Annotated in this window: 20 protein-coding genes; 6 read left to right on the top strand and 14 right to left on the bottom strand. The window is 35.5% G+C overall.

The window, feature by feature from the left end; genetic code table 11:
- Nucleotides 1-68: 68 nt before the first annotated feature.
- From BUB91_RS05555 to nirB, 6 genes are all read right to left on the bottom strand, one after another.
- The gene (locus BUB91_RS05555) at nt 69-1,499 is read right to left on the bottom strand and encodes an MFS transporter (RefSeq protein WP_073098047.1); all 1,431 of its coding nucleotides are present in this window, start codon (nt 1,497-1,499) and stop codon (nt 69-71) included.
- 134 nt (nt 1,500-1,633) lie between these two features.
- Nucleotides 1,634-2,305, bottom strand: a complete 672-nt coding sequence (locus tag BUB91_RS05550) for a response regulator transcription factor (protein WP_073098045.1) — start codon at nt 2,303-2,305, stop codon at nt 1,634-1,636.
- A 10-nt stretch (nt 2,306-2,315) separates the two neighbouring features.
- Entirely contained in the window at nt 2,316-4,109 is a 1,794-nt protein-coding gene (locus BUB91_RS05545) for a sensor histidine kinase (RefSeq protein ID WP_073098042.1), read from the bottom strand.
- A gap of 7 nt (nt 4,110-4,116) precedes the next feature.
- Nucleotides 4,117-4,695, bottom strand: coding sequence for a DUF4202 domain-containing protein (locus BUB91_RS05540; RefSeq protein ID WP_073098040.1), 579 nt, complete (start codon nt 4,693-4,695; stop codon nt 4,117-4,119).
- Between the two features lie 12 nt (nt 4,696-4,707).
- Nucleotides 4,708-5,085, bottom strand: a complete 378-nt coding sequence (gene nirD / locus BUB91_RS05535) for a nitrite reductase small subunit NirD (RefSeq protein WP_073098038.1) — start codon at nt 5,083-5,085, stop codon at nt 4,708-4,710.
- Between the two features lie 26 nt (nt 5,086-5,111).
- Nucleotides 5,112-7,616, bottom strand: a complete 2,505-nt coding sequence (nirB, locus tag BUB91_RS05530; protein WP_073098032.1) for a nitrite reductase large subunit NirB — start codon at nt 7,614-7,616, stop codon at nt 5,112-5,114.
- Between the two features lie 228 nt (nt 7,617-7,844).
- Here nirB and BUB91_RS05525 point away from each other — a divergent pair, with 228 nt between their 5' ends.
- Nucleotides 7,845-9,866: a tetratricopeptide repeat-containing sensor histidine kinase gene (locus BUB91_RS05525; protein ID WP_073098030.1), complete on the top strand. Its 2,022-nt coding sequence runs from the start codon at nt 7,845-7,847 to the stop codon at nt 9,864-9,866.
- Between the two features lie 33 nt (nt 9,867-9,899).
- Here BUB91_RS05525 and BUB91_RS05520 read toward each other — a convergent pair whose 3' ends face one another.
- The gene (locus tag BUB91_RS05520; protein ID WP_073098027.1) at nt 9,900-11,435 is read right to left on the bottom strand and encodes a glycogen synthase; all 1,536 of its coding nucleotides are present in this window, start codon (nt 11,433-11,435) and stop codon (nt 9,900-9,902) included.
- Nucleotides 11,436-11,841: 406 nt separating this feature from the next.
- Here BUB91_RS05520 and BUB91_RS05515 point away from each other — a divergent pair, with 406 nt between their 5' ends.
- Nucleotides 11,842-13,635 carry a mechanosensitive ion channel family protein gene (locus BUB91_RS05515; protein WP_073098024.1) on the top strand — a complete coding sequence of 598 codons (1,794 nt, stop codon included), beginning with the start codon at nt 11,842-11,844 and terminating at the stop codon, nt 13,633-13,635.
- Nucleotides 13,636-13,657: 22 nt separating this feature from the next.
- On the opposite strand, the gene BUB91_RS05510 is transcribed toward BUB91_RS05515, so the two are convergent.
- Entirely contained in the window at nt 13,658-14,428 is a 771-nt protein-coding gene (locus tag BUB91_RS05510) for a YebC/PmpR family DNA-binding transcriptional regulator (protein ID WP_073098021.1), read from the bottom strand.
- Between the two features lie 131 nt (nt 14,429-14,559).
- Between BUB91_RS05510 and BUB91_RS05505 the strand changes: the two genes are divergently transcribed.
- Nucleotides 14,560-15,195, top strand: a complete 636-nt coding sequence (locus tag BUB91_RS05505; protein WP_073098018.1) for a Crp/Fnr family transcriptional regulator — start codon at nt 14,560-14,562, stop codon at nt 15,193-15,195.
- Here the strand turns inward: BUB91_RS05505 and BUB91_RS05500 are convergent.
- Nucleotides 15,192-16,484, bottom strand: coding sequence for an anthranilate synthase component I family protein (locus BUB91_RS05500; RefSeq protein WP_073098015.1), 1,293 nt, complete (start codon nt 16,482-16,484; stop codon nt 15,192-15,194). The two genes, BUB91_RS05505 and BUB91_RS05500, sit on opposite strands and share 4 nt — an antisense overlap.
- A gap of 76 nt (nt 16,485-16,560) precedes the next feature.
- Nucleotides 16,561-16,746: a CsbD family protein gene (locus tag BUB91_RS05495; RefSeq protein WP_073098012.1), complete on the bottom strand. Its 186-nt coding sequence runs from the start codon at nt 16,744-16,746 to the stop codon at nt 16,561-16,563.
- Nucleotides 16,747-16,867: 121 nt separating this feature from the next.
- On the opposite strand from BUB91_RS05495, the gene BUB91_RS05490 reads away from it, so the two are divergent.
- Entirely contained in the window at nt 16,868-17,407 is a 540-nt protein-coding gene (locus BUB91_RS05490) for a SixA phosphatase family protein (protein WP_073098010.1), read from the top strand.
- Between the two features lie 26 nt (nt 17,408-17,433).
- Here BUB91_RS05490 and BUB91_RS05485 read toward each other — a convergent pair whose 3' ends face one another.
- Nucleotides 17,434-18,183, bottom strand: coding sequence for a DUF6503 family protein (locus BUB91_RS05485; RefSeq protein WP_073098007.1), 750 nt, complete (start codon nt 18,181-18,183; stop codon nt 17,434-17,436).
- Between the two features lie 125 nt (nt 18,184-18,308).
- Here BUB91_RS05485 and smpB point away from each other — a divergent pair, with 125 nt between their 5' ends.
- Nucleotides 18,309-18,773: an SsrA-binding protein SmpB gene (smpB, locus tag BUB91_RS05480; RefSeq protein WP_073098005.1), complete on the top strand. Its 465-nt coding sequence runs from the start codon at nt 18,309-18,311 to the stop codon at nt 18,771-18,773.
- A 115-nt stretch (nt 18,774-18,888) separates the two neighbouring features.
- Nucleotides 18,889-21,348: a DUF5686 and carboxypeptidase regulatory-like domain-containing protein gene (locus BUB91_RS05475; RefSeq protein WP_073098003.1), complete on the top strand. Its 2,460-nt coding sequence runs from the start codon at nt 18,889-18,891 to the stop codon at nt 21,346-21,348.
- Between the two features lie 788 nt (nt 21,349-22,136).
- On the opposite strand, the gene tnpB is transcribed toward BUB91_RS05475, so the two are convergent.
- From tnpB to BUB91_RS05460, 3 genes are all read right to left on the bottom strand, one after another.
- Nucleotides 22,137-22,229 (bottom strand): IS66 family insertion sequence element accessory protein TnpB, encoded by a 93-nt coding sequence (gene tnpB, locus BUB91_RS21635; protein ID WP_073098290.1) that lies wholly within the window; start codon nt 22,227-22,229, stop codon nt 22,137-22,139.
- A 257-nt stretch (nt 22,230-22,486) separates the two neighbouring features.
- The gene (locus tag BUB91_RS05465) at nt 22,487-23,158 is read right to left on the bottom strand and encodes an SDR family NAD(P)-dependent oxidoreductase (RefSeq protein ID WP_073098000.1); all 672 of its coding nucleotides are present in this window, start codon (nt 23,156-23,158) and stop codon (nt 22,487-22,489) included.
- Nucleotides 23,159-23,253: 95 nt separating this feature from the next.
- The gene (locus BUB91_RS05460; protein WP_073097998.1) at nt 23,254-24,144 is read right to left on the bottom strand and encodes a helix-turn-helix domain-containing protein; all 891 of its coding nucleotides are present in this window, start codon (nt 24,142-24,144) and stop codon (nt 23,254-23,256) included.
- Between the last annotated feature and the right edge of the window lie 90 nt (nt 24,145-24,234).

Genomic DNA, 24,234 nt, shown 5'->3' with positions numbered 1-24,234 from the left:
ATTCAATTTACGAATCTTATAAAAAAACCTCATAAGCTTTATGAATTAAAGATTATGAGATTACTTTTTTAAGCATTTGATGGAAGTAAATTTTCTTCCGTTGGAATAACTTGGTCAGCTGCAGCGTTCTTCTCATCCGCAGTAGAAAATTTAATAGTAAGCGCTAGAATTCCTGTTACAAAAACTAGAATTCCTATTATAAAATAACCGCTTGAAACCGCAGCTGCAGCAGCTTCAGATTGTGCTAGTTTTGCAATTTTTTCGCTTGCACCTTCATTAGCATTAAGCGCAGCTTGCTCTGCAACAGCAGACTTAGATTTTAAAAGCATAGCGGCTAGAAAGGCTCCTACATTTCCTCCTGCACCTACGATTCCTGAGATTGATCCGATTGCTTTTTTGTTTATAAAAGGTACTACTGAGAAGGTTGCTCCTTCCGCCATTTGAACCGAAAGACTAAATGCCACTAAGAAGATAATCCCAACCACCAAACTTGTAATAGCTGAAAAAGTAACGAGCATCACACCTTCTATTGCCAGAATAGCTACCAAGAATAGAACTCTTCCACGCAAGCCTTTTAGTTTACCAAATTTGTCTCCAAAATAACCTCCCAGTGTTCGAGCAAATAAGTTCATCAATGCAAAGGAAAGCACAATGTTTCCTGCAGTAATTCTATTTAGACTAAACGTATTTTGCAGATAATCATCCATAGTACCATAAACGGTTAACTCGATACCAAAACAAGCCGCATATACGATAAAAAGAATCCATACCCGATAATCTTTTAAGGCTTCCAGAAAACCAACTTCGTCTTTTTTCTTCCCTTTAATTTCTTTTCCCTGAGCTTTAAGTTCTTTAAAGTTTCCTTCAGGAGTATCTTTTGTAAAATAGAAATACACAATTCCCATTAGAAAGCAAACTACACCGGCGATAATTAGTGAAACTCTCCAAGCATCTGCCTCTGCGACCCCAAGTCCTATAATTCCCGTAGCGATTAGTGGCATTATGAGTCTATTTGCTCCACCTCCCATATTACCCCATCCTGCAGAAGTAGCATTAGCAGTACCTACGATATTAGAAGCAAACATTAATGAAGTGTGTACCTGCGTAATAACAAAACTCGCACCGATAAAACCAATAAATAAACGACAAATTAAAAATTGAAACGGAGTCTTTACAAGTCCGCACACTATTACAGGAATTGAACCCAACAAAAGTAACCAGGTATAACACAGACGAGGCCCATGCTTATCACACAATTTACCTATAATTAAACGAGCAAATACGGTTCCTGAAACAGCTAAAATAACCGAGTTCCATTTCTGAGCCGGAGTTAAACCTAAATCTCGAACCACATCTGGCATAAAGGGAACAATACCAAACCATGCAAAAAAGCACAAAAAGAATGCAAAAGAAGTAATCCAAAACGTTCGCATGGGAATGCTGCTAAAATCTTTTAAATTAAGGCGGGTAGCCTTTGCTGAAGTGAATGTTATTTTCATAATTAAGTGTTTATACTTACAAAAATAAGTATTAATACTTAATTAAAATACGTAGTATTTAGAAATATGAATATTTAAGTATTCTTGATTTTAATTACTGAATTAGTAAATTCAGTATTAAAATATTATTAGTTCTACATTAAATTATACTCAGAAGCCTTATTCGCTAATTCCATAAGGTTCTTAACATCAAGCTTTTTCATCAAATTAAAGCGATGAACCTCAGAAGTTCGTTTACTAATATTCAATTCTTCTCCTATCTCTTTATTACTTTTTCCTTCTAAAACCAGACCCAGTATTTGGCGCTCTCTTTTAGTCAAACTAAATTCCTGAGCGATAGCCTCTTTAGATTCCTTAGCAGGTGTAGCGGTCTTACCATTTACAAAGTTATTTATGATAATAGAAGATAACTCACCTGCAAAATACTTATCACCGCCTTCTATAGTATGTAAAGCTTTTAAGAACTCTTCTTTACTTGACCCTTTTAATAAATAACCATCTGCCCCGGCCTGAATAGATTGCAGCACATATTCTTCACTATCGTGCATAGAAAGAACAAGAGTTTTAACGTTTATAGACTCATTCTTAATAGCCTGTACAACTTCAATACCATTCATCTCTGGCATACGAATGTCTACAATAAGAATATCGGGTTGTTGCTTTTTAATTACCTGAAGAGCTTCTTTTCCGTTTGAAGCTTCATCAAGAACCATAATATTCTCCTCATCTTCTAACAAAGCCTTAATACCATCACGTACCAGAACGTGATCGTCAGCCAACACCACTTTAAGCATCTCAGTCTCCATAAAAAGTTATTTAATCTATAGGAATATTTAGGGTTATTCGGGTCCCCTTACCAAGTTCCGAATTTACAAAAAGTCTACCATTAATATAGTTCATTCGCTCCTGCATAAAAGTCATTCCCATACCGCCATCAACTCTGCGTTTATCTCTGGTCTTATCCATATCAAAACCTTTACCATCGTCATCTATGGTTATACTTAAGAGATTTATACTATGTCTAATACTTATCAGGATAAATTTTGAATCTGCATATTTTATTGCATTGTTTATCGCTTCTTGTGTAATGCGATAGGTATTGATCTCCACTAAAGTATCTAGTCGAAGATTAAAATCTGTTTTATTTTGAAGTTGAATAACTTTACCTGTTAAATTGCTGAGTTCTTTGCAAAGCTTTGTAAGTGCGGGAATAAGACCGTGATCTGTTAATTCTGGAGGTGTTAAATTAAACGTTGCGGTACGTATTCCTTTAATGATATCTAAAGACAAACTTTTTAAATTGTTTATTTTAAGTTGGGCTTTCTCTTTATCCTTAAGATCTATACTTTCTAATGTAAACTTTAAACCGGTAAGCATCTGCCCGATCCCATCATGTAGATCCTGAGCAATGCGGTTTTGTTCTTGTTCCTGATTCTCTATAATCTGTCTTGAAATAGTTTTTTGATGGGTAATACGTTCTTCAAAATTAGATTTTGTCAAACGTGCTATCTCATCGTGAGCCTCTTTTCGTTTAGTAACATCCAGAAAAATGATCAATAGTTCGTTGTTTTCTTTTCCTTTAAAAAAAGGAAGCAAAGACATTTCTAGAAAGAGAGCTCTCCCACCAGGAGCTGTCGCCCGTATTTCTCCTTGCCAGCCGGTACGCTTATTTTCTAAAAGGATTTTTTCGAAAGTATTTTTTTCGACTTCGTTGATGGAAATAATCTCAGCTAGTTTTGTGTTTTGCTTAAAAAAACTCTGTTTTAATAGCTTTTTAAACTGCTCGCCAGCATGTAGAATAACTCCATTTAAATCTGTTCTAACAAAAAGTAAGGTTTTATCCATTGCCTGATTTAAGGCTCTGGACTCCCACAGTAATCTTTCTTTAGATTCGGTCAATGCATCTGCGTCACGGGCCATTTTACGTGCCTTGCGTTCTGCTGTGATCAACTCTAACATACCTGTACGAACTGCTTTTGCTGTAGGCCAAAAAATAAAAATAAATTCAGCCAATAAAATGAGTAGGGTCAAACTTACCAGCAAAGTCTCTAAGGTGCGTAGTCTTTCTATCTTTGCTTCAGCCTCGGTCTCATATTGGTTTACAATACGGTCCATCAACTTTAAAAATGAGCCTTCATTAGCCTGTATGGTTTCTAAAGCAAATTCACCTTCACCAATTGATGATGAATTTGAACTTCTAATCAGTGTTTCTGAAGCATTATAAACAGCATCGAAATACGGATTTATTTTCTGAAATAAAGCTTCTATTGCTGCAGTGTTGTTTTTGGGAATTTGTAAACTGTCACTACCTTTTTGCAGCGCTAAATGACTTTTGTACCAAATCTCTCGAGTTGCTGAAAGACTGTCTTTTAAAGAGGAGGTTTGTAGAGCGTTTTGATATTGCGCAAGCTGTATGGCTTCTTTAGTCAATTTCTGACTCAACATACGCTGTCTGCCGGCAATATTTATAACCGTAGAATCTGTGGTCTGTGAGTCTAAAAATTTATGCACCAGCACCTGACTAATCAATACGGAAAGGGCGATGAGACTCAAAGCGATTATGTATAAACGCCTGAGATTATTAAAGGTCTTTTGATCTAAAGAAGCCATAATTATTTTAGGCTAAAGCCTTACCTACAAGTTCTAACGTAGTCTTACCTAAAGGTAGTTTTAAAGCAGCCGCCTGACCTTTTTGTGACATTTTTGCCCAGGTCTTCTGAATGATATCGATCACTTTACCTTCTTTGTGTTTAGCTGCAAAATCTTCAAAATAGTACTGAAGGAAAACAAGACAAATCACATCTTCAAGAGTTTGTGAACCGTCATCTTTTTTTATGAGTTTCTTCTTGATCAAAAACTGAACGCGGTCAATAAATTCTTTTTCAAAGCCTAAGTCCTCAAGAATTTCAGCAGTAAGTTTTGCGTGCATTTTCTTAAGATCTTCCCGCCATTTTAAATAACCGATACGATCCATAGGATAATCTTCCCGCGGACTTTTCCAACGGCAGATATGTTGCGCGCGTGCTGCAACTTGTAATTCTTCTGAAGCTTCGGGTTCAAAAGCGAGTAAATGAGCTGTCATTCTTTGGGAATATAAAAGTTCTTTGGGTACCATTGTACCTTCAGATTGTTCTAGATTAGGATCTTTTGAGTTCTTTGTATCTATTGCTTCTATAGCTTGCTCAAGTAGTGTCATAAGTTTGGTTTGTTATTCAGCAAAACCAATATACACCATTTCATCTTCAATTTTAACAGGATAAACCGCGATTTTATAATCCTCCCCATTTAAGTTACTACCATCTTCTAACGAAAAGGTTTTTTTATGCAAGGGGCAGGCAACTTTTGGAATTCCCTCCCTATCACCAATCATACCACGCGAAAGAACCATTTCCATCTTATGTGGACACAAATTCTGGCAAGCGTACCAGCTTGATGTTAAGCTAAAATTGTAAACCGCAATTTGTTTGTTTTGATGCTTAATACAAGCTCCGCCGTTTGCTGGGAAGTCGGTTGTTTTACCTACCTTAAACCAGATTGTTGCATTATCTTGAGTAACTGTTTTATATTGATTGAGTAATTCTTCCATCAGGTTGTTTGTTTGTAATTAGTATTTTACCAGCGTCTTGGCATTTTTTGATCTCGTAACGCAACATATTCTATCGTATCATCACTATCCTCAGAATTTACAAAGTGCTTAAATCTGGCTGCCATTTCAGGATCTTCAACAGCTTGCTTCCACTCACATTCATACTTATTAACCAGACCTTGCATTTCTGCTTCAAGCTCTGCTGCAATACCCAAACTGTCTTCTACAACAACCTTTTTAAGGTAATCTATACCGCCTTCAAGTTTGTCTAACCACGGCGCAGTACGCACTAACGGGCCGGCTGTACGTATATAGAACATTAAAAAACGATCTAAATACTTAACACAGGTCTCATCATCTAACTGCTCTGCCAGAAGAATCGCATGTTTAGGTGTAGCACCCCCATTTCCGCACACATAAAGATTCCAGCCACCATCTACAGCGATAAGTCCAAAATCTTTCCCTCGCGCTTCAGCACATTCTCTGATACATCCTGAAACTCCACCTTTTAATTTATGTGGTGACCGTAAACCTCTATACCGGTTTTCGATATCAATAGCAAAAGAAACCGACTCGTGCATTCCGTAGCGGCACCAGGTTGAACCTACACAACTTTTAACCGTACGCAGGGATTTACCGTACGCGTGACCACTCTCAAAACCAGCATCTATAAGTTCTTTCCAGATTAAAGGAAGTTCGTGCAATTCGGCTCCAAACAAATCTATACGCTGTCCTCCTGTAATTTTAGTATAGAGGTCGTATTTTTTAGCAACCTCTCCCAATACAATTAATTTTTCTGGGGAAATCTCACCGCCGGGAACTCGCGGAACAATAGAATACGTTCCATTTCGCTGAATATTTGCTAAAAAACGGTCGTTAGAATCCTGAATAACAGGCTGTTTATTTGCCGTATCCATATAAATACTCGAGAAAATCGAAGCCATAACCGGCTTACAAATTTCACAACCACAACCCCTACCAATGGTAGCTAAAGCTTCTTCAAATGTTTCAATTTTCTTGACCTTAACCAGGTCGTAAAGCTCCTGACGGTTATACTTGAAATGCTCGCAAATCATGTCTTTTACTTCCTTTCCTAAAGACTTTAAAGTCTCGTTTACCAGATCTACAACCATCGGTTTACAACCGCCACAACCTGTAGTTGCTTTAGTGCATTTTATAATGTCTTTTAAATCAGCACAAGTTCCTTCTTCCAGACTGTTACAAATTTCTCCTTTAGAAATACTTTCACATGAACAAATCTGAGCTGTATCAGGTAAATCAAGAACACTCCCTAAAATGCTATCTCCACCTCTGGAACCTAGAATTAAATCTTCAGGGTTTTCAGGTAGTTTCATCACATTGTAATAAATCTGAAATAACGTGTTGTAATCAGATGAATCTCCTACCAAAATACCTCCATACAATCGGGTACCATCCTTAGCTACGTTGATACGTTTGTAAATTCCGCTTTGCTTATTCTCGTAAGTGATAGCAACTATATCTTGGTTTTCTACAAAAGGATCTCCAAAAGAAGCTACTTCTGTACCTATGAGTTTAAGCTGCGTAGACATATCTATAGACGCTGCCATACATTTATCTCCACCCGTGATTTGCTCAACCGCTACTTCTGCCATCTCATAACCGGGAGCAACAAGTCCGTAAATACCTTCATTATAGAGTGCTACCTCACCTATTGCAAAAATATTAGGATCTGAAGTCTGCATTTTTTCATTTACATAGATTCCGCCACGAGGACCTACTTGAATTCCGCTCTGTCTAGCCAGTTCATCACGGGGTCTAATTCCTGCGGAAATAATTAGCATATCTACATCTAAATGTGTCTCGTCTGCAAAGTCCATACGTTCTATTCGCTCCTCACCCACAACCTCATTTGTAGCTTTGTTGAGATGAATACCTATTCCCAGACTTTCAATTTTAGACTGAAGCATATTACTAGCTGCCTGATCCAATTGACGCGGCATCAAACGCGGCGCAAACTCTATTACGTGAGCATCTAAACCTAGTTCTTTAGCTGCATTTGCTGCTTCAAGACCCAAGAGTCCACCTCCTAAAACAGCAGCACTTCGTTTACCAACCATTTTAATCTTAGAAGCATAGCTCTTCATAGCATCCAGATCTTCAATAGTTCTATAAACAAAAACACCTTGCTTATCTGAACCTTTAATAGGAGGAACAAAAGGTGAAGATCCTGTCGCGAGTATCAAATAATCATAATCCAGAACGGTGTGTTTATGTGTTTTTATGCTTTTATTTTCCAGATCAATTGCAGTTACGAGTTCAGAAGTGCGTAACTCAATACTATTCTCCTGATACCAGTTTACCGGAGCCATCAATAATTCATCTGCAGACTTATCTGAGAAATATTCACTAAGATGTACCCGATCATAAGCAGGTCTTGGTTCTTCTCCAAAAACCACCACGTGATAGGCTTCAAAATTTGGGTGAGCTACCAACTTTTCACAGAATTTATATCCTACCATTCCATTACCAACTACTACTATTTTTCTCATTAGCTACGTATTTACATTTCAAATATAAGTATTTATACGTATTAAAGTAAGTAATTAGACGTAATTATTTTGAGAGAATATTAAAATTTAACATATAACGAAATAGTAATGACTTGAATATGAATCGAATAATGATTTCATGGCAGTACTAAATATTTAGCTCAAAACTAGAACAGCATTATAAAATCTTCTAAATTTTGCTGTAAATTGGCATCACAAAATGAGTTTATGCTTAATAGAAGTTTACTATTATTTTTCATCCTATTTTATGCTTTTTGTTCTGCTCAAGAATCTAAAACCCAAGTTGAAAAAATTCAATTCTTCAAAAAAAAACTTGAGAATACGTCGGGAGCTGCCCATTTAAAATTATTGGATAGTCTTGAGCGCTACATCGATTACGATGAAGAATTCCAATATGATTCATTAGTTAATTATACCATTAAATATGCTATAAGTTTAGATTCTCTCAATAAAGCAGGAGAATATGTTGCAAATCGAATCTACCATCAGAATAGCATACTTACGAACCCTGAAAAAGGAGAGGAAATTTATCAGGATTTTAAAAAGTATATCCCACAATTAACCAGCGGTAAATCAATTACCCGGCTTTATCTCAACGTTGCTGATAGCTATTACTTTTTGAGAAATACTGAGCGTGCACTGAAGTTTTACAACAAAGCTGAGCAGACTGCAGAAAAATACAATCTCAACCATTTACTGGGTTTTATATGCTTATACCGCGGGCAGTTACAATCTGATCAAGGTAACTTTAGCAAAGCTGTTTTTGATTATCAAAAAGCAGAAACGCTATTTGAGAAAGAAAAAGATACCTTCAATATAATGAGTTCTTTAAATTCATTAGCCGTGATATTTGCTAAGAATAATTTCTTTAATGAAGCTGCTAATTATAGGAAACTGTCTCAAGTTTTAGCCGAAAAAACAAAAAGCTATGGGAGTTTAATTCCATTATATTACAATGCTGCCGAAGATTTTAATATAGCGGATAATCAAGCTGAGCGTATTGCCTCTTTAAAAAAAGCTGCTTATTATACCAATCTCTCTAAATACAAGGAAGCAATGGAGCCTCCAGTATTTGCAGCTCTAGCAGCTGCTTATGCAGATAATGATTCTCTCGAACTCGCAGAATCCTATTATAAGAAGCTCACTAACGGTCCTGAATATTACCGAAACCCGCCTAATGAAATGTATTTTGTTATCGCAACCTTAAGTATGCAGCAGGCTCTTGGAAACTATAGTGAAGCATTGACCAGCGCAAAGAAATTTGAAGAACTTGCCTTAAAAAATAATTCATTTCTTGATCGCTATCTTTCAAAACTGAAGATGGCTAACATTTTAAATAAACTCAACAGACCAGCTGAAGCAAATGATTATTTGATTGAATACTATAAATTAAAAGATTCTATTTCTTCGGTTAAAAAAATTCAAAGCTTAGCCTATTATCAAACGCTCTACGAGACTGAAAAAAAGGAAAACTTAATTAACACTCAGAAAAAAGACATTGACTTGCTTAATGCAAAAAGTAAGCTACAAAAGCAATTGCTAATTTTCAGTATTCTAATTTCTGCCGGTGTCCTTGGACTCATTTTGCTCTATCGCTCTCGAAAAACAGCAAAAGAAAAAACAAAACTTCAACAAGATTATTCGCATAAGTTACTAGTTGCGCAAGAAGATGAGCGGTCGCGACTTGCGCGAGAATTGCATGACAGTTTGGGGCAAAAATTGGTATTGCTAAAAAGAAGATTGCTTGATGATAAAACAGAAGGTATTGAAAATCTGGCAGATGAATCTTTAAAGGAATTGCGTACAATTACAAAGAATCTTCATCCTGCCAATCTTGATCTATTTGGTTTTTCTGAAGCAGTAACTATTATGATAGATGAAGTAGATAAGAATACAACAATAAATTTTTCAAAAAGTATTGAAAATGTAGACGATTTACTGACTAAAGACCGAGCTATTCATTTGTATAGAATGATACAAGAATCGCTTAATAATATGATCAAATATTCTAATACAGATTCTGCAGAATTGACCATTCTAAAGAAAGAATCTAGTATTTTGATAGAGATTAGTGATGCCGGTGATGGTTTTGATACCAATTCTGACATATTTAATAGTGGTCTAGGTTTGAAAACTCTTAAAGAACGCAGTAAACTTATAGGTTCTAAATTGTCTATTTTGTCGGATATAGGCAAGGGATCTTCGGTTAAAATAAGTATTCCTGTTTAATGGAATTTCATAATATAAACCCAGATTGTTTCCTTAATAGGAATACAGCTTACTATAATATTCTTTAACAGAATTCTCCCAAGAGAAACGTACAGCTTTCGCTTTGCGTCTCATTTTATTCCATTTGGGTCTATCTTCAAAATATACACTCATACAGGTATCAAATGAAGCAACCATATTTGATATTGTTTCATCGATATACTCCCCTTTAAATGAAAATCCATTTACATCTGAATTAACCGTGTCTATGAGTCCGCCGGTATGGTGTACCAAACACAAAACCCCATTACGCATCGCCAGCATCTGACTTATGCCGCAAGGTTCAAAGAGACTAGGCATAAAGTAAAGATCTGATTCTAAGTAGATAGAATCTATTATGTCTTCAGACTGACCGTTGATAAAAATGAAATTAGGATGCTCATAACTTATCTCACGCATAAGCGTTTCATATTCCGGTTCTCCAGTACCTAGTAAAATAAATATCCCGTTACGAGCTTCAAGCTTTCTTAAAATTTCTTTTAATGCTTCAGGTTTTTGTTTAAAAAAATAGAATTTTTGCTCGGTCATTCTGGCAACACTAGAAACCACAAAACTGGGAGGGTTCTCAATAAGATCAACAACTTTTTCTCCAGTATTGGCAAGAATATCTGCTTTGTATTTTTTTGATTCTTCTTGAATCCATTTAAATAACTGACGTAAAACATTAGGATATAATTTCCCTTTTTGAGCGACACGCATATTTTGATAATTTACACCGTTTAATATTCCGTGAAGTCTTCCTTCAGCAAAAGCTCTTTTCAGATCTTCCTCCAGGCTTTCGCCCCCTATAAACTCAGGTTTGTGGCTCGGCTTCATTATGTCTTGCATATAAGAAGGACTAACCGTATGTACTTCATCAGCGAGTCGAATTCCCACTGCCATTAGATTTATACAATCATAATAACGATCATCTTTTACAATGTCATATTCATAGCCTACTTCAGGGAAAAAGTTGTTCAATGAAGCAAAATTGTTATTGAGTGGTCGTATTCCTTGCAAGCTCAAATTATGTATGCTATATACAAACCAGCTTTGTTTCAATACTGTAAAATCTTGATGAAATCTTTTATGAAATAATAAAAGAGCTGTATGCCAGTCGTGTAAATGCACGACATCTATATGATCAAAAATATTTTGTTTTATAGCTTGCGCTACTGCTGTATTGAAGATAAAATACTTAACAGTATCGGTAAAAAAAGGTTCTTCAGGATCGTCATTGTAGATATGAGCTATATTACCTTCTACAATCTCCGGGTGATGTATCACATAATGCGTAATACCTGAGTACTCTTTTTTAGGGTTTACCTCATAGAGCTCTGCAACTGTCTCTTCCCCTCTAATATTGAATTTAAGTTCTGTTATTAAACGTCCCTTTTTGTGAAGTCTATTGTAGGCAGGTACAATAACATGAACCTGATCTCCAGTTGCTGCAAGCTGACGTGGTACATCTCGCACAACATCTGCCATTCCGCCGGCTTTACAATCAGCAAGGGCATCGTTTTCAGCAGAAACAAATAAAAAATTCTTCATTAGTTGGTTTTGGTTTATTGGAAATTTTTACATCAAAGATTGAAGCCTTGATATATTTTCAGTTTACACCCATAATAATTTATAAATCAACATACAATTACTCATTATTTTTAATAATCGTTATTTCATAAGTCAACTCAAGATATTTTCTTTAAAAATCAACCTTCTAACTCTATAAACTTCATAAAATTATTACTTATAATATTAATTAAAGGTTAATTCTAAATTTAATATTGATAAAATAACGCTGGTTTTATACAAGCGTAAATCTCATTCTCATTTTTAATGTCGAATTTTTGAGAAGAGAAGATTTTATAAGTTTAAATAATTATCTATATAGCTGCAAAATTGAGTTTTAACGAAACGCTAATACCTCAATATATTTTTTGAATGTAAATTTCAAATTATGAAAACCAACCAAAGTAGTCTTCTCCTTATACTATTGTTAAATCTATGTGTTCTAAGCGGTATTGCTCAAGATTCTACAAAGGCAACATCAGGCAGAGATTTACCTTCTAGTGATACAACTGTTTCAGATGATGGCAGGTATCAACCTAATGCAATACAAGAATATAATGATGCTTATTATATTTTAAATAGGTTGAATCATCCTAATGGACTACCTCCTAATAAACTAAATTTTCAAACCCCTCAGGCAACTCTAGAACATTTTATAGTAAGTTCTCGTAACAATAATTACGAGGAAGCCGCCTACGCTTTAAATCTCAATTTAATGCCTGATAATCTTACTAAAGAGCAAGCAGGAACACTTGCTGAAAAATTATATTTTGTTTTAAATCAACGCATAAAAATTGATTGGGGTTCTTTATCAGATCGTCCAGATGGTCAGATTGATATCAGTACTGCAACTAATCAAGCTATTGCCGGAAAACCTTTACGCAGCGTTGTTTTTGGTGAAATAGATTTAGATGGAAAGGATGTTATTTTACGCTTACAACGTATTAAATACAAAGATTATGGAGCTTTTTGGCTAATTTCTGCTAATACAACAGAAAATATTGATGCACTTTATAAGATTTATGGACCACGAGAATTAGACCGAATGATGCCAGATTGGGCGCGTATTCGATTTATGAATACACCGGTATGGAAAGTTGTTGGGACTTTGATTCTTATTTTATTAAGCTATTTTCTAGGAAAAGTAAGTATTTGGTTTTTCAGAAAACTATTTAAAAAGTCTGATAAAATATGGGTTAATAAAATAGCAAAAAGATTAGCTACACCCGCAGGATGGGCTATTGGTGTATTATTCTTTTATATCACCTTAAACAAATTAATATCATTTGGCGGAACCTTCGCAAGTACTTTATATGCTATTCTCCTAATTGCAGTTATAGGTACTATGACATGGTTTATTATGCGTTTTATAGACTCGTTTATGGTTTATGTTGCAGAGACTAAAATAGGTGATGCAAATCCCGAAGAGAATAATGAGGCTCGAATGATGATGACCTACATATCTGTTGCAAGAAGAGTGATCACTTTTGTGGTAATCATTGTCGGAATTTCGGTTATTCTTTCGCAATTTAGATCTTTAGAAAAATTAGGCATATCGCTAATAGCTTCTGCTGGGGTAGCTACGGTAATTCTTGGTGTTGCTGCACAAAGCACACTAGGTAATATCGTAGCCGGAATTCAAATTGCTATTACGCGCCCTGCCAGAATAGGCGATACCGTAATTATCAAAGAAGACTGGGGATATGTTGAAGATATACGATTTACATATCTCGTTGTTCGTACATGGGATCAAAGAAGACTTGTGGTTCCTCTTAAAAAAATAATCTCAGAGACTTTTGAAAACTGGTCTATGACTAGTGCCCACCAAGTACGTCCTATTATTTTATATGTTGATTATGAAATTGACGTTGATGTGGTTCGCAAAAAATTTATAGAATTATTAAAATCAGAAGAAAATTGGGATGAGGAACATGAGCCGAATTTACAGGTTGTGGATGCTACTGAAAACTCCATAGAGTTAAGAGCACTTTGTAGCGCAAAAGATGCCTCTACAACTTGGGATTTACATTGTTCTTTGCGCGAAAAACTCATTAAGTTTATCTGCTCATTAGAAAATGGTAAGCATCTTTCTAAATCACGTATTCAGTTTGAAAATAAACTAGTTGCAGATATAGATTCTGAACAAAGTAAAAAAACCAAAAAGAGAAAGAAAAAAGAATAAATAAGATTCATTTTAGAAGATTTTATTCTTCCTCTTCATCATTTAAAGCGAGTTCCAGTTCTTCATTAAATTCTAACGTGTGAAATACATTTTGCACATCATCATCGTCTTCAAATTTTTCGATGAGATTCAATATTTCTCTTGCTTCATAGACCGGTAATTCAATAGTATTTAGAGGAATACGCTGCAATTCAGCATTTTTAGTTTCAATATTTAATTCTTCAAGATGTTGAGCCATTCTACCAAAATCTGTAAACTGTGTGTAAACCACAAAAACGTCGTCGTGGTTTTCAAAAGACTCTGCTCCACCTTCAATGAGCTCGAGTTGAAGCATTTCAAAATCCCATTCAATTTTAGTCTTATCTAAGGTAAAAACTCCTTTGCGATCAAATAAAAATTCAAGCGAACCATGAGTTCCCAGACTTCCGCCGTTTTTAGAAAAAATAGAACGTACCGACGCAATAGTACGATTAGAATTATCTGTAGTGCATTCTATAAAAAATGCGATTCCGTTAGGGCCATAACCTTCAAAAGTGAGTTGTTCATAAGAATCAGCATCTGCACCTGAGGCTTTCTTTATAGCCCGTTCGATCGTATCCTTGGGCATATTTACTCCCTTTGCATTTTGAATGGCATTTCGCAATGCCGGGTTAGAATCTGGATCTCCGTTTTGATTATTTTCTTTTACAGCTACTGTGATTTCTTTAATTGCCCGCGTGAACTCTTTTGCTCGTTTTTTATCTTGGGCTCCTTTACGGTGTTTTATGTTGGCCCATTTACTATGTCCTGCCATTATAATTAGATTTTATGTCTAATTTCAATATAAAAGATTGCATACAGATTACCAGTACTTTAATCCTTTTTTAAAATTTACAGCTTAGCTATTTTGTTTTAAAAAATCATTTTAAACACTATTTTTAAGCTATGGAAGAATTATTAAATCTCAATTATGCACACCTTTTTGAATCAGCGCTTTTAACAGAAATAACAGAAACAGGAATTTTAAGAGAAGCTAAAGAAGGTGAAATGCTCATGGACATTGGTCAGTATATTACAGCAATACCGTTGCTCATTAGTGGTGCGATTAAAATTTTGAGAGAAGATCAAAACGGTGATGAACTCCTACTCTATTTTCTCGAAAAAGGAGATACGTGCGCACTCACACTCTCGTTTACGCGTGGACAACAAAAAAGTGAAATACGTGCAATTGCAGAATTAGATACCCTGCTGATTATGATACCTATTCAGAAGGTGGAAGAATGGAGTTCTAAATATAAATCCTGGCGTAATTTCATTTTTGACAGCTACCAGAATAGACTTGAAGAAATGCTAAACACTTTAGACAGTATTGCTTTTATGCGTATGGATGAACGTTTACTGAAGTATCTTAAAGACAAACAGAAACTTAACCAACTTAACGAAATACACAGCACGCATCAGGAAATTGCTTATGAAATGCATACCTCTAGAGTGGTGATTTCACGTCTACTTAAAAAATTAGAATTAGAAGGTAAACTAAAAATCAACCGAAACAAAATTGAATTACTAGACCTTAATTAATTGTCTAAAGTCTCGCGCATCGCTTTTGCTTTAAGCAAGCACTCTTCATATTCATTTTGAGGTAAAGCCTGAGCAGTTATGGCACTTCCCACCGAAAAAGAAACATAAGGTTTTGCTGAATTATACAAAATACTGCGAATAACCACATTAAAATCAAAGTCGCCATCCGGAGTAAAATAGCCAACAGAACCGCTGTATAAACCTCTTTTTGTAACTTCTAATTCTTCGATAATTTGCATTGCAGAAACCTTTGGAGCGCCAGTCATACTTCCCATCGGATAAGCATTTTTGATTAATATTATCGAATCTGATTCTGGCTCAACTAGTGAAGTTATCGTTGAGATCATTTGATGTACTTGCTTGTAAGTATAAACTTTACAAAGATCTTTAACCTTAACACTCCCTTTTTTTGCATTTTTAGAAAGATCATTTCGTACCAGATCTGTAATCATAATATTTTCAGTACGTTCTTTAGGGTCTTTTGCTAATTGCTCTGCGAGTTTTAAATCTTCTACTGAATCAGCACTTCTGCGTGCTGTTCCCTTAATAGGCTGACTGATGATTTGATTTCCTCTTTTTGCTAAAAAGCGTTCTGGAGAAGAGCATAACGCATAATGATCATTCAGCCTTAAATAGGTTGCAAATGGTGCTTCAGAAAGTGCATTAAGCTTTTTAAAACTTGAAATAGGATTGATTTTCTCTTCCGCATAAAATTCCTGGCAAAAATTAGCCTCATAAATATCTCCCCGCTTGATGTGATCTAGCATTTTTGATACGTGCTCGCAATACCTATCCTTGCTGAATCGCATTTTAATTTTAGGAGCTTCAAAAAACTTTATAATTTCCTTGCTAGCAGATGAATTGAAAATATTCTCAAAATCAGTTTCTACTTCTTCCGTATATGCAGGCAAGTATAAAAACTCAATTTTATCGCCTTTAATACGTATCAATTTTTTAGGCTGAAAAAAACACAGATCAGGAAAATCGAGTTCTTCATTATTCTGTGAGTCCAGATCTTCCAATTCATTTTTCAAATCATAAGAAAGAGACCCCAGAATCCAATCGTTAAGTTCGCTTCGAAAATTAGCAAGTTGAGAAAAAGCATTTCCTACAGAAGCCTCAAGTATACGCTCAGCTCCAACTCCCAGAAGTATCTCAAAGCTTCCATAATGATCGTCATGCCCATTTGAAGTAAATAAACAACTTATGGGCACCTCTTCAATCCAGTCTAGAAGCAGATCAATTACAGCACAATTCAGCGGAAGCTTTTTAGATTTTACAATTCGCATAGACTTGCGAAATTACAGTTTAACGCATAAAAAAACCGCTAATTTTTTAGCGGTTCATTTATAAATTGGAAAACAATTATTGCTTGTTAATCCAATCTTTAAGTTCTTCTTTAGTTTTTCCGGTTTTTTCTTGAAGCTTACCGAGCATCTGGTCAAATTTACCTTCAGCATGAGTAGTGTCATCATCAGTCAAATCACCGTACTCTTCTTTAAATTTACCTTTAACTTGTTTCCATTTTCCTTCTAATTGATCGCTATTCATAACAATTGATTTTTTTAATTATTAGTAATACTTAAAATTAGCTTTAATCATAGTCTATTTGAGCCAATGAAAAGCTAATATTTGATTGACAAGCGTTAAATTTGTTTAAAATCAAACAGCTATGATCAGATTACTTTTATCCTTGTTAATGCTATTGATTCTTTCTTGTAAAGACAAACCCAAGGAGACGGCTATAGACACTAATACTTCTCAGGAAGCTACGTTTTATCTTATAAGACATGCCGACAAAGTACGCGGTGCAAACGCTGGTGATGACCCTGCTCTTACCGATGTTGGTGAGGCGCGTGCGCAATTCTGGGCAAATGAGTTAAAAGGTGTTGGTTTTGATGCTGTTTACAGCACTGATTTTAGAAGAACTAAGAGCACTGCCTTACCTACAGCAAACCAAAACGATTTACAGGTAAAACTTTACGATCCTACTAATTTATTTAATAAAGAATTTCAACAGGAAACTTCCGGAAAAACTGTTCTAATTGTAGGTCATAGCAATACAACTCCTGCTTTTGTAAATGCGATTGTGGGATCTGATAAGTATGATGAGATTGATGATTCTAAATACGGTTTTCTTTACATAGTGAAAGTAGAAAATGGTCAGACCGAGGTTGATGTAAAAGACTTTAACAGCTGGAGCCAAGAGTAAATTCACCTTAGAAACCCTTCGATTATTTATTTTGAATATTCAGTTACGGTAACGTCTTCTAATTCTATTTTAGAGAGTAAATCAAGTTTATCGTTTACAAATAAACTGTCAAGACTTTCAAGAGATGGAAACTGTTCTTCCGGTTTAAAGTTGCGGTAATCTACAAATCGAATTCCGTTGATTTCTCTTGCATTATAAGCTTCTCTAAAACGCGTTCCGCCTTCGTTTACGTGATAATTATAAGCTAAATAATCTACTGTAAAATCTTCGGTATTGATCCAGTACATATATTGATCTTCATAATCTTCACCGCCACCTTCTTGACTAAAGCTCACTTGAATTTCATAATAGGTCTTTCCATTTATAGTAGCTTCGCCTATTTTTTTAGCATTTACCGCTTCAGAATCTAAACCATACGGCAACACTGAAAAGTAATGCACAGAATTTACCCCGCCCGAAAGCGACGTGATTAGCGAGTCTGCAACAGCAACTTCTTTTTCATTGATAAAGCGTTTAAAATCAGAATTGGTCAACTGATCTAAGGTATCCTTAAAAGCAGCATCACTGCTGCGTTCTAAACGGTATAACCCGTTATCACGATTGGCCCTGTAGTATTTATCTCTAAAATGAAATGTAATCGTAGACGTATTTATGGTTGCACCACCTACTCGGGTAATCGCATTTTCTATGATGGTATTTACATCCAGATTTTGAGGTTTTTCTTTGCAAGAAAAGATGAGTAACGTAATAAATATTAAGAATATTCTATAAATCATTTTAATTAATTTAAGGAGTAACAGCTATAAATCTATTACTCGTTTTTAGGGGTTATTTAACCACAAAATTAAAGCAATTAAAAGCAATAGCAGCCCAACTCAGAAATTAGTATTTTTGCAGTGTTATGAAACAGACCAATACAATAAACATCAAAAACAAGAAGGCTCGTTTTGAATATGAGATTCTTGATAAATATACTGCCGGAATCAAACTTGCCGGTACCGAAATAAAATCGATTAGAGAAGGTAAAGCTTCTATTGCTGAGAGTTTTTGCGAGTTTGAAGGCAATGAACTTTTTGTGATCAATATGACGATTCAAGAGTATTCTCATGCTACGTATTTTAACCATACCCCTAAGAGTAGTCGTAAGTTATTACTCAATCGCCGTGAGCTTAATAAGCTGCTTAAAGAAGTGCGTAACAGCGGACTCACAATCGTCCCCCTGCGATTATTTATAAATGATCGCGGTCTTGCTAAAATGCAAATCGCTCTGGCTAAGGGTAAAAAATTATATGATAAGCGCGAGACTATTAAAGACCGGGATTCTAAGAAAAGATTAGGTCAAATCAAAAAAGCATTTAATAATTAATGCAACACTTAAAAAGTAGTCAGAGTCTTTTAAGAGAACTACTTCGGGAAATTCAAATTATATTAGGCTAAGCTCTAACTTATTAATTCGTTGATTACCGAGCAAAACTTCTCTTATGATCCAAAAGCTACTTTTTATTTTTCTGCTATGCACGTGCTTAAGCGGTTACAGCCAGATTACCGGGCTTGTTACAAATAGTGACAACGAGCCACTACCCTACGTAAATATTTACTTAAAAAATTCTACTACCGGAACGACCACAAACGGCGACGGAAATTATTCGTTATCACTTTCTAAAGCCGGTACATACACCGTTGTTTTTCAGTTTTTAGGATATACCACAAAAGAACTTGAGGTTCGTATTGATCAATATCCATACGAACTCAACACTGTTTTAACTGAAGAAACTACATCGCTAGATGAGATCATAGTAGATACAAAAGGTAATCCTGCAGACCGAATCATCAGGGAAGTAATCAACAAAAAGCCTGAAATCCTAAAGAAGCAAAATGCCTATACCGCCGACTTTTATTCCAGAGGTTTATGGCGTGTAGAAAATGCTCCTGAGAAATTCCTGGGTCAGAAAATTGGAGATCTGGGTGGTGGTCTCGACTCCACTAGAACTGGTATTGTGTACCTAAGTGAGACAATTTCTAAAATTGCATATCAAGCACCTGACGATTTTAAAGAAACCATTACCGCCAGTAAAGTGAGTGGTAATGACAACGGTTTTAGCTTCAATAGTGCTCAGGAAGCTGATTATTCGTTCTATAACAATACACTTGAGATCAATTCGCAGCTGGTTTCTCCCATTGCAGATAATGCATTTCGTTATTACAGTTATAAGCTCGTAGGTGCTTTTCGCGAAGATAAAAAATTAATCAATAAAATTGAAGTCACGCCAAAACGCAAAAACGATCGTATTTTTGAAGGAATCATTTATGTCGTTGAAGAAGACTGGCAATTGTATGGTGCAGACCTCAAAACTACAGGAACTGCGATACAAGTTCCGTTCGTTGAGGAATTGGTTTTTAAGCACAATTTTAAATATGATGCTGAAAAAGAACTCTGGATTAAAATCTCACAAAGTATAGACTTTAGTTTTAAACTCTTAGGCTTTGGCGGTAACGGAAGATTTACAGCTGTATATAGTAATTATAATTTTGAACCCCAATTTGACCGTACGAGTTTTACCAATGAAGTATTGAGCTTTCAGCCTGAAGCCAATAAAAAAGACAGCCTATTTTGGCAAAAAATACGTCCCGTTCCTCTAACACTCGAAGAGCGCTCTGATTATGTGGTAAAAGATAGTCTGCAAGAAATACGCGATTCTAAACCGTATAAAGATTCTATTGATGGGGTGAATAATAAATTCAGCCTAGCAGATCCTTTGTTGGGATACACATACAATAACACTTATGAGCGTTGGCGTGTGGGATATAAAGGTCCGTTGCCAGAACTCCGTTTCAATACCGTACAGGGCTTTAACGCAAAAGCCGGCTTGTTTTACAACACGTGGACTGAAGATTACAAACAAGCTACCTATGCAAATCTAGATGCCAACTATGGTATAGATGATGATCGACTGCGTTTTACAGGAAGCCTGACCAAGCGCTTTAACAGAAGCTCAAACCGAACTATGGGACTTTTGGGTGGTACAAAAGTGCAACAATTTAACGCGCGAGAACCTATTTCAACCTTGATTAATAGCGTTGCAACCTTATTTTGGGAACGGAATTATATGAAAGTATACGAACTGGATTATGCCCGATTATTCTATAGTGAAGAGCTTTTTAATGGATTTAAATTCTATGCAAATGCTTCTTATGAAAAGCGTTCACCATTGTTCAACACAACAGATCAGGTTTGGATTAAAAATCGGATAGATTATACTTCAAACAATCCCTTAGCTCCTAATGATTCTAGCACACCGGCAATACAAACCCATCAACTGGGAAAATTAAATGCACGAGCTGTCATCAATTTTGATCAAAAATATATGAGTTATCCTGATGGAAAATTCAATATTGGTGAATCAAAATATCCTACACTTACTCTCAACATTGAGCAAACTTTTGCAGCCTCAATCAGTGATTTTAATTTTACGCAGTTTGCAGCACAACTTAAACAAGAGTTTGATATTTCAAATAAAGGAAGTTTTGGCTATAATTTGCGTGGCGGTACTTTCTTTAATTCAGACAACATCAGTTTTGTTGATTACCAGCATTTCTCAGGGAATCAAACCCGAATTAATCTAGAAGGCAAACATCTTAACGGATTTAATCTGCTTCCATATTATGATTTCAGTACAAACAGCAGCTATTTTGAGGGGCATTTAGAGCATAACTTTAAAGGATTCATCCTTGGCAAAATTCCCGGAATACGTGCTTTAAACGCAAATTTCATACTGGGAAGTCACAGCTTAATAACTCATGAAAACAAACCGTATTATGAGTTTTCTGCAGGTATAGGTAATCTTGGTTTTGGTAAATTGAAATTTTTAAGAATTGATTACGTTCGCTCGATTAACGGCCCCAATACGGATGGTGTATTTGTTTTTGGGCTTAGTTTTTAAAATCTTTCCAAGTACAAGCATAATGACACCACACTGAAACCACACTTTACCACAAAATCTGTGGGTGAATGTGGTTGGAGTGTGGACTGACTTTGGGGTTATCTATAAGTATTCCTATCTTATCAATAGTATATGTATAGCTATACGGGATTATGCAAATAGCTTAGAATAAGGTGCGTTTAGAAGTCCATTTAGGGGAGTGAAAAATGCAGCATTCTATTCTGTACAGAATTAACTACAAATCTTGCTTAAAAACGACAATTAGACTTGATCCCTAATTTCCTCCCCTATTTTTTCAGTGTACTTACACCTTCCTTTGGTTCAAGAATGACTTCTCGCACCGGAAGGTGTTTCAGCAAGCTGCTACGCGCCGGGCTTTTGTTTTTAACGGGTATAGGTGATCGTTTCTTTAGGGCTAGCTATTTGCCCTGTCTTATCTGAACCTTCAGGAAAAAGGGATCATTGTTGCTCTAAGATCTCAGGAATAAAGCGTTCCGATTTAAAACCTTGGATCAGCTTATAGAGCTGCCCAAATTCTACCTCCAAAGTGGAGATATTCTTCTTGAAGGCTTCATTGGACTGGCGAAGTTGCTCGTTTTCTCTTTGTAGCTCCTGAGAGGTCATCGGGTAGCTAAAATACTACCCTTGTTAAAAATATACCAGCATTTAACTGGCTTTTTATAGCGTTTTCTTCGGGTAATATTGGTGATGGCTACCCCGTCTATGAGCATCACCAGTTGGGTGTAATCTAATTGAAATCCTCCCACAAATTCATCGTAATCGGACAACTAAAAAGTACCACGCTCCAGGCGTTTATAATACAAAACAAAACCTCCAGACTGCCAATGCAGCAGCTTGACCTTATTGTGCGCTCCATTGATTAGATTTAGACCGCTAAATTAGAATCTACAAAGGGTTCTGAAAAGATGCACTTAGACGGATGGATACTTTCAAAATTTGTATTGTAATTAAAATTATTGATTGAAAAACCTAAAGAATTGCTTTCTACTATAAATCTTTCGGTTTCAGAGATTGTTTATAAACTTGATTTTAACAATCACAATCGTTTAATCACTTATTTCGCTCAAAACAAATAGTGCGTCTTTAGAATTTTAGAAAATTATTTCGTTAAAAGCTTTTAAAGGGAAGCTTTAGAAATCAGCTTAACAAATTCATCTTTAATTCCATCACAAATTACTACCGAATTATGTGTACAGTTCTTTAAAGAAATAGGATCAAAGCTACTTATTTTAATCTTTGAAGGTTTAAACTCTTTACACTGAAGATGTGTAAACATATTTAAAGCTGCTTTAGAAGTGGCATAGGCGGTCATACAGTAATTGGAATAACAAAAATTATCATCAGTCATTTTTGTAATATCACCTAAAGAACTGGTGATATTAATAATGCTGGGATCATCACTTACCTCAAGCACGGGTTTTAAAGACTGAATGATTCGAATCACCGCAAAAAGGTTGATCTCATAAAGCTCTTTTACCTCTTCAAGTTTCAACTGACTTATTTTTTGACCAAAACCGTTAGCAATCTCTGCATTATTAATAAGAAGATCCAACCTTCCGTAAGTCGAAGTTATTAGGCCTTTTAATTCAGAAACACTTTCTGAGGAAGTAAAATCAACCTTTACCAATTTAAAATCCTGCAAGGTATTCGCGTCTAGTGAGAGGGTATCGTAACTCTTCTTACTTGCCGCCAGAATTACATTATAATTATGGTTTACTAATATCTTAGCAAAAGTCTTTCCCAATCCATTTCCTGCCTCTGTGACTACCGCAACTCTCTTAACTTCCATAGCATGCTTAATAATGTGAAACTAATCTGATCAATTTTAAATATGATTTAGTTTATTAATTTTTACTGCAATAGGTGTACCCATTTTGCAATTTTTTAATCCATTTGTCGAAATTGATTAGGCGTTAACCCGCTCAATTTTTTAAAGAAACGTGTAAAGTGTGTTGGTTCTTGAAAATTCAATCGATAAGCAATCTCACCTATATCTAAACCTGAAAATTTCAACAAACTTTTACTTTCTACTAATAACCGATCCTGAATAATATCTTTTGCACTCTTACCGGTCAACTTTTTTACCGTAGTTGTTAGGTAGTTAGGAGTTATGTTTAACTCATCTGCATAATCCCCCACGTTTTTAGTATCTACATACATTTTATCAACCAGAATTTCAAATTTCTGAGTAATAACCTGTGCGCGTGTAAGGTGATTTTCGGTCGTCTTGTAACGCTCATAAACAGCCTTGCAAAAGTATAAAAAAGAGACCAGCATACCCTCTAACATCTTCTCTTGATATGGGTGCGGATTTTTAAATACTGAATGCATACGTTGCGCATCAAAAAGCAACGATTCATGCTCCTCTTTAGTAAGCATTAACAAACTGCGTTCAGACATTTTTAAGAACGGAAAATCCTCTACTACATTATCTACCACATTCATCAAAAACTCTTTTTTAAACATGATATTAAATCCGGCCATATTCTCGTCACGCACCCACGAAAAAACCTGACCGGGAACTACAAACCATAACGGATATTCTTCTGGAGAGATCCAGTCTGTATTTAAATTCAACTTGCTCTCTCCCACATAACTCAATATCCCTATCTGATAAAAACCTTGTCTGTAAGGCGGCATACATCGACGCGCAGAAGGCTCTAATCTACCCAATTCATACACATCAAAATTGGGTATATGACTTCTATGAGGGAAACCCATAGCTTCACTCAGTGCATTACTTGTCTCATAAACCGGTATTTCTGTCTGGGTCATCTTTTAAAAGTATGAAGTAATGACCAAAATCGGTTCTTTATAATTTTAAAAATAAATTCTATATGCAAAAATTTGTGTTTGAAAGGTTAC

Origin of the sequence: Leeuwenhoekiella marinoflava DSM 3653, from assembly GCF_900129005.1 — a bacterium.
GTDB classification, from domain to species: Bacteria; Bacteroidota; Bacteroidia; order Flavobacteriales; family Flavobacteriaceae; genus Leeuwenhoekiella; species Leeuwenhoekiella marinoflava.
The sequence above is the reverse complement of the archived record's forward strand: the minus strand, read 5'-3'. Positions and strand labels throughout refer to the sequence as shown.

What these genes read in the sequence shown, in the direction of transcription:
- BUB91_RS05510 (WP_073098021.1), bottom strand. Translation starts at nt 14,428, where the DNA reads ATGGCAGGACATAGTAAATGGGCCAACATAAAACACCGTAAAGGAGCC.
- BUB91_RS05505 (WP_073098018.1), top strand. Translation starts at nt 14,560, where the DNA reads ATGGAAGAATTATTAAATCTCAATTATGCACACCTTTTTGAATCAGCG.
- BUB91_RS05515 (WP_073098024.1), top strand. Translation starts at nt 11,842, where the DNA reads ATGAAAACCAACCAAAGTAGTCTTCTCCTTATACTATTGTTAAATCTA.
- BUB91_RS05490 (WP_073098010.1), top strand. Translation starts at nt 16,868, where the DNA reads ATGATCAGATTACTTTTATCCTTGTTAATGCTATTGATTCTTTCTTGT.
- nirB (WP_073098032.1), bottom strand. Translation starts at nt 7,616, where the DNA reads ATGAGAAAAATAGTAGTAGTTGGTAATGGAATGGTAGGATATAAATTC.
- BUB91_RS05540 (WP_073098040.1), bottom strand. Translation starts at nt 4,695, where the DNA reads ATGACACTACTTGAGCAAGCTATAGAAGCAATAGATACAAAGAACTCA.
- BUB91_RS05555 (WP_073098047.1), bottom strand. Translation starts at nt 1,499, where the DNA reads ATGAAAATAACATTCACTTCAGCAAAGGCTACCCGCCTTAATTTAAAA.
- BUB91_RS05545 (WP_073098042.1), bottom strand. Translation starts at nt 4,109, where the DNA reads ATGGCTTCTTTAGATCAAAAGACCTTTAATAATCTCAGGCGTTTATAC.
- BUB91_RS05485 (WP_073098007.1), bottom strand. Translation starts at nt 18,183, where the DNA reads ATGATTTATAGAATATTCTTAATATTTATTACGTTACTCATCTTTTCT.
- BUB91_RS05525 (WP_073098030.1), top strand. Translation starts at nt 7,845, where the DNA reads ATGCTTAATAGAAGTTTACTATTATTTTTCATCCTATTTTATGCTTTT.
- smpB (WP_073098005.1), top strand. Translation starts at nt 18,309, where the DNA reads ATGAAACAGACCAATACAATAAACATCAAAAACAAGAAGGCTCGTTTT.
- BUB91_RS05550 (WP_073098045.1), bottom strand. Translation starts at nt 2,305, where the DNA reads ATGGAGACTGAGATGCTTAAAGTGGTGTTGGCTGACGATCACGTTCTG.
- BUB91_RS05520 (WP_073098027.1), bottom strand. Translation starts at nt 11,435, where the DNA reads ATGAAGAATTTTTTATTTGTTTCTGCTGAAAACGATGCCCTTGCTGAT.
- BUB91_RS05465 (WP_073098000.1), bottom strand. Translation starts at nt 23,158, where the DNA reads ATGGAAGTTAAGAGAGTTGCGGTAGTCACAGAGGCAGGAAATGGATTG.
- BUB91_RS05460 (WP_073097998.1), bottom strand. Translation starts at nt 24,144, where the DNA reads ATGACCCAGACAGAAATACCGGTTTATGAGACAAGTAATGCACTGAGT.
- nirD (WP_073098038.1), bottom strand. Translation starts at nt 5,085, where the DNA reads ATGGAAGAATTACTCAATCAATATAAAACAGTTACTCAAGATAATGCA.
- BUB91_RS05495 (WP_073098012.1), bottom strand. Translation starts at nt 16,746, where the DNA reads ATGAATAGCGATCAATTAGAAGGAAAATGGAAACAAGTTAAAGGTAAA.
- BUB91_RS05500 (WP_073098015.1), bottom strand. Translation starts at nt 16,484, where the DNA reads ATGCGAATTGTAAAATCTAAAAAGCTTCCGCTGAATTGTGCTGTAATT.
- BUB91_RS05475 (WP_073098003.1), top strand. Translation starts at nt 18,889, where the DNA reads ATGATCCAAAAGCTACTTTTTATTTTTCTGCTATGCACGTGCTTAAGC.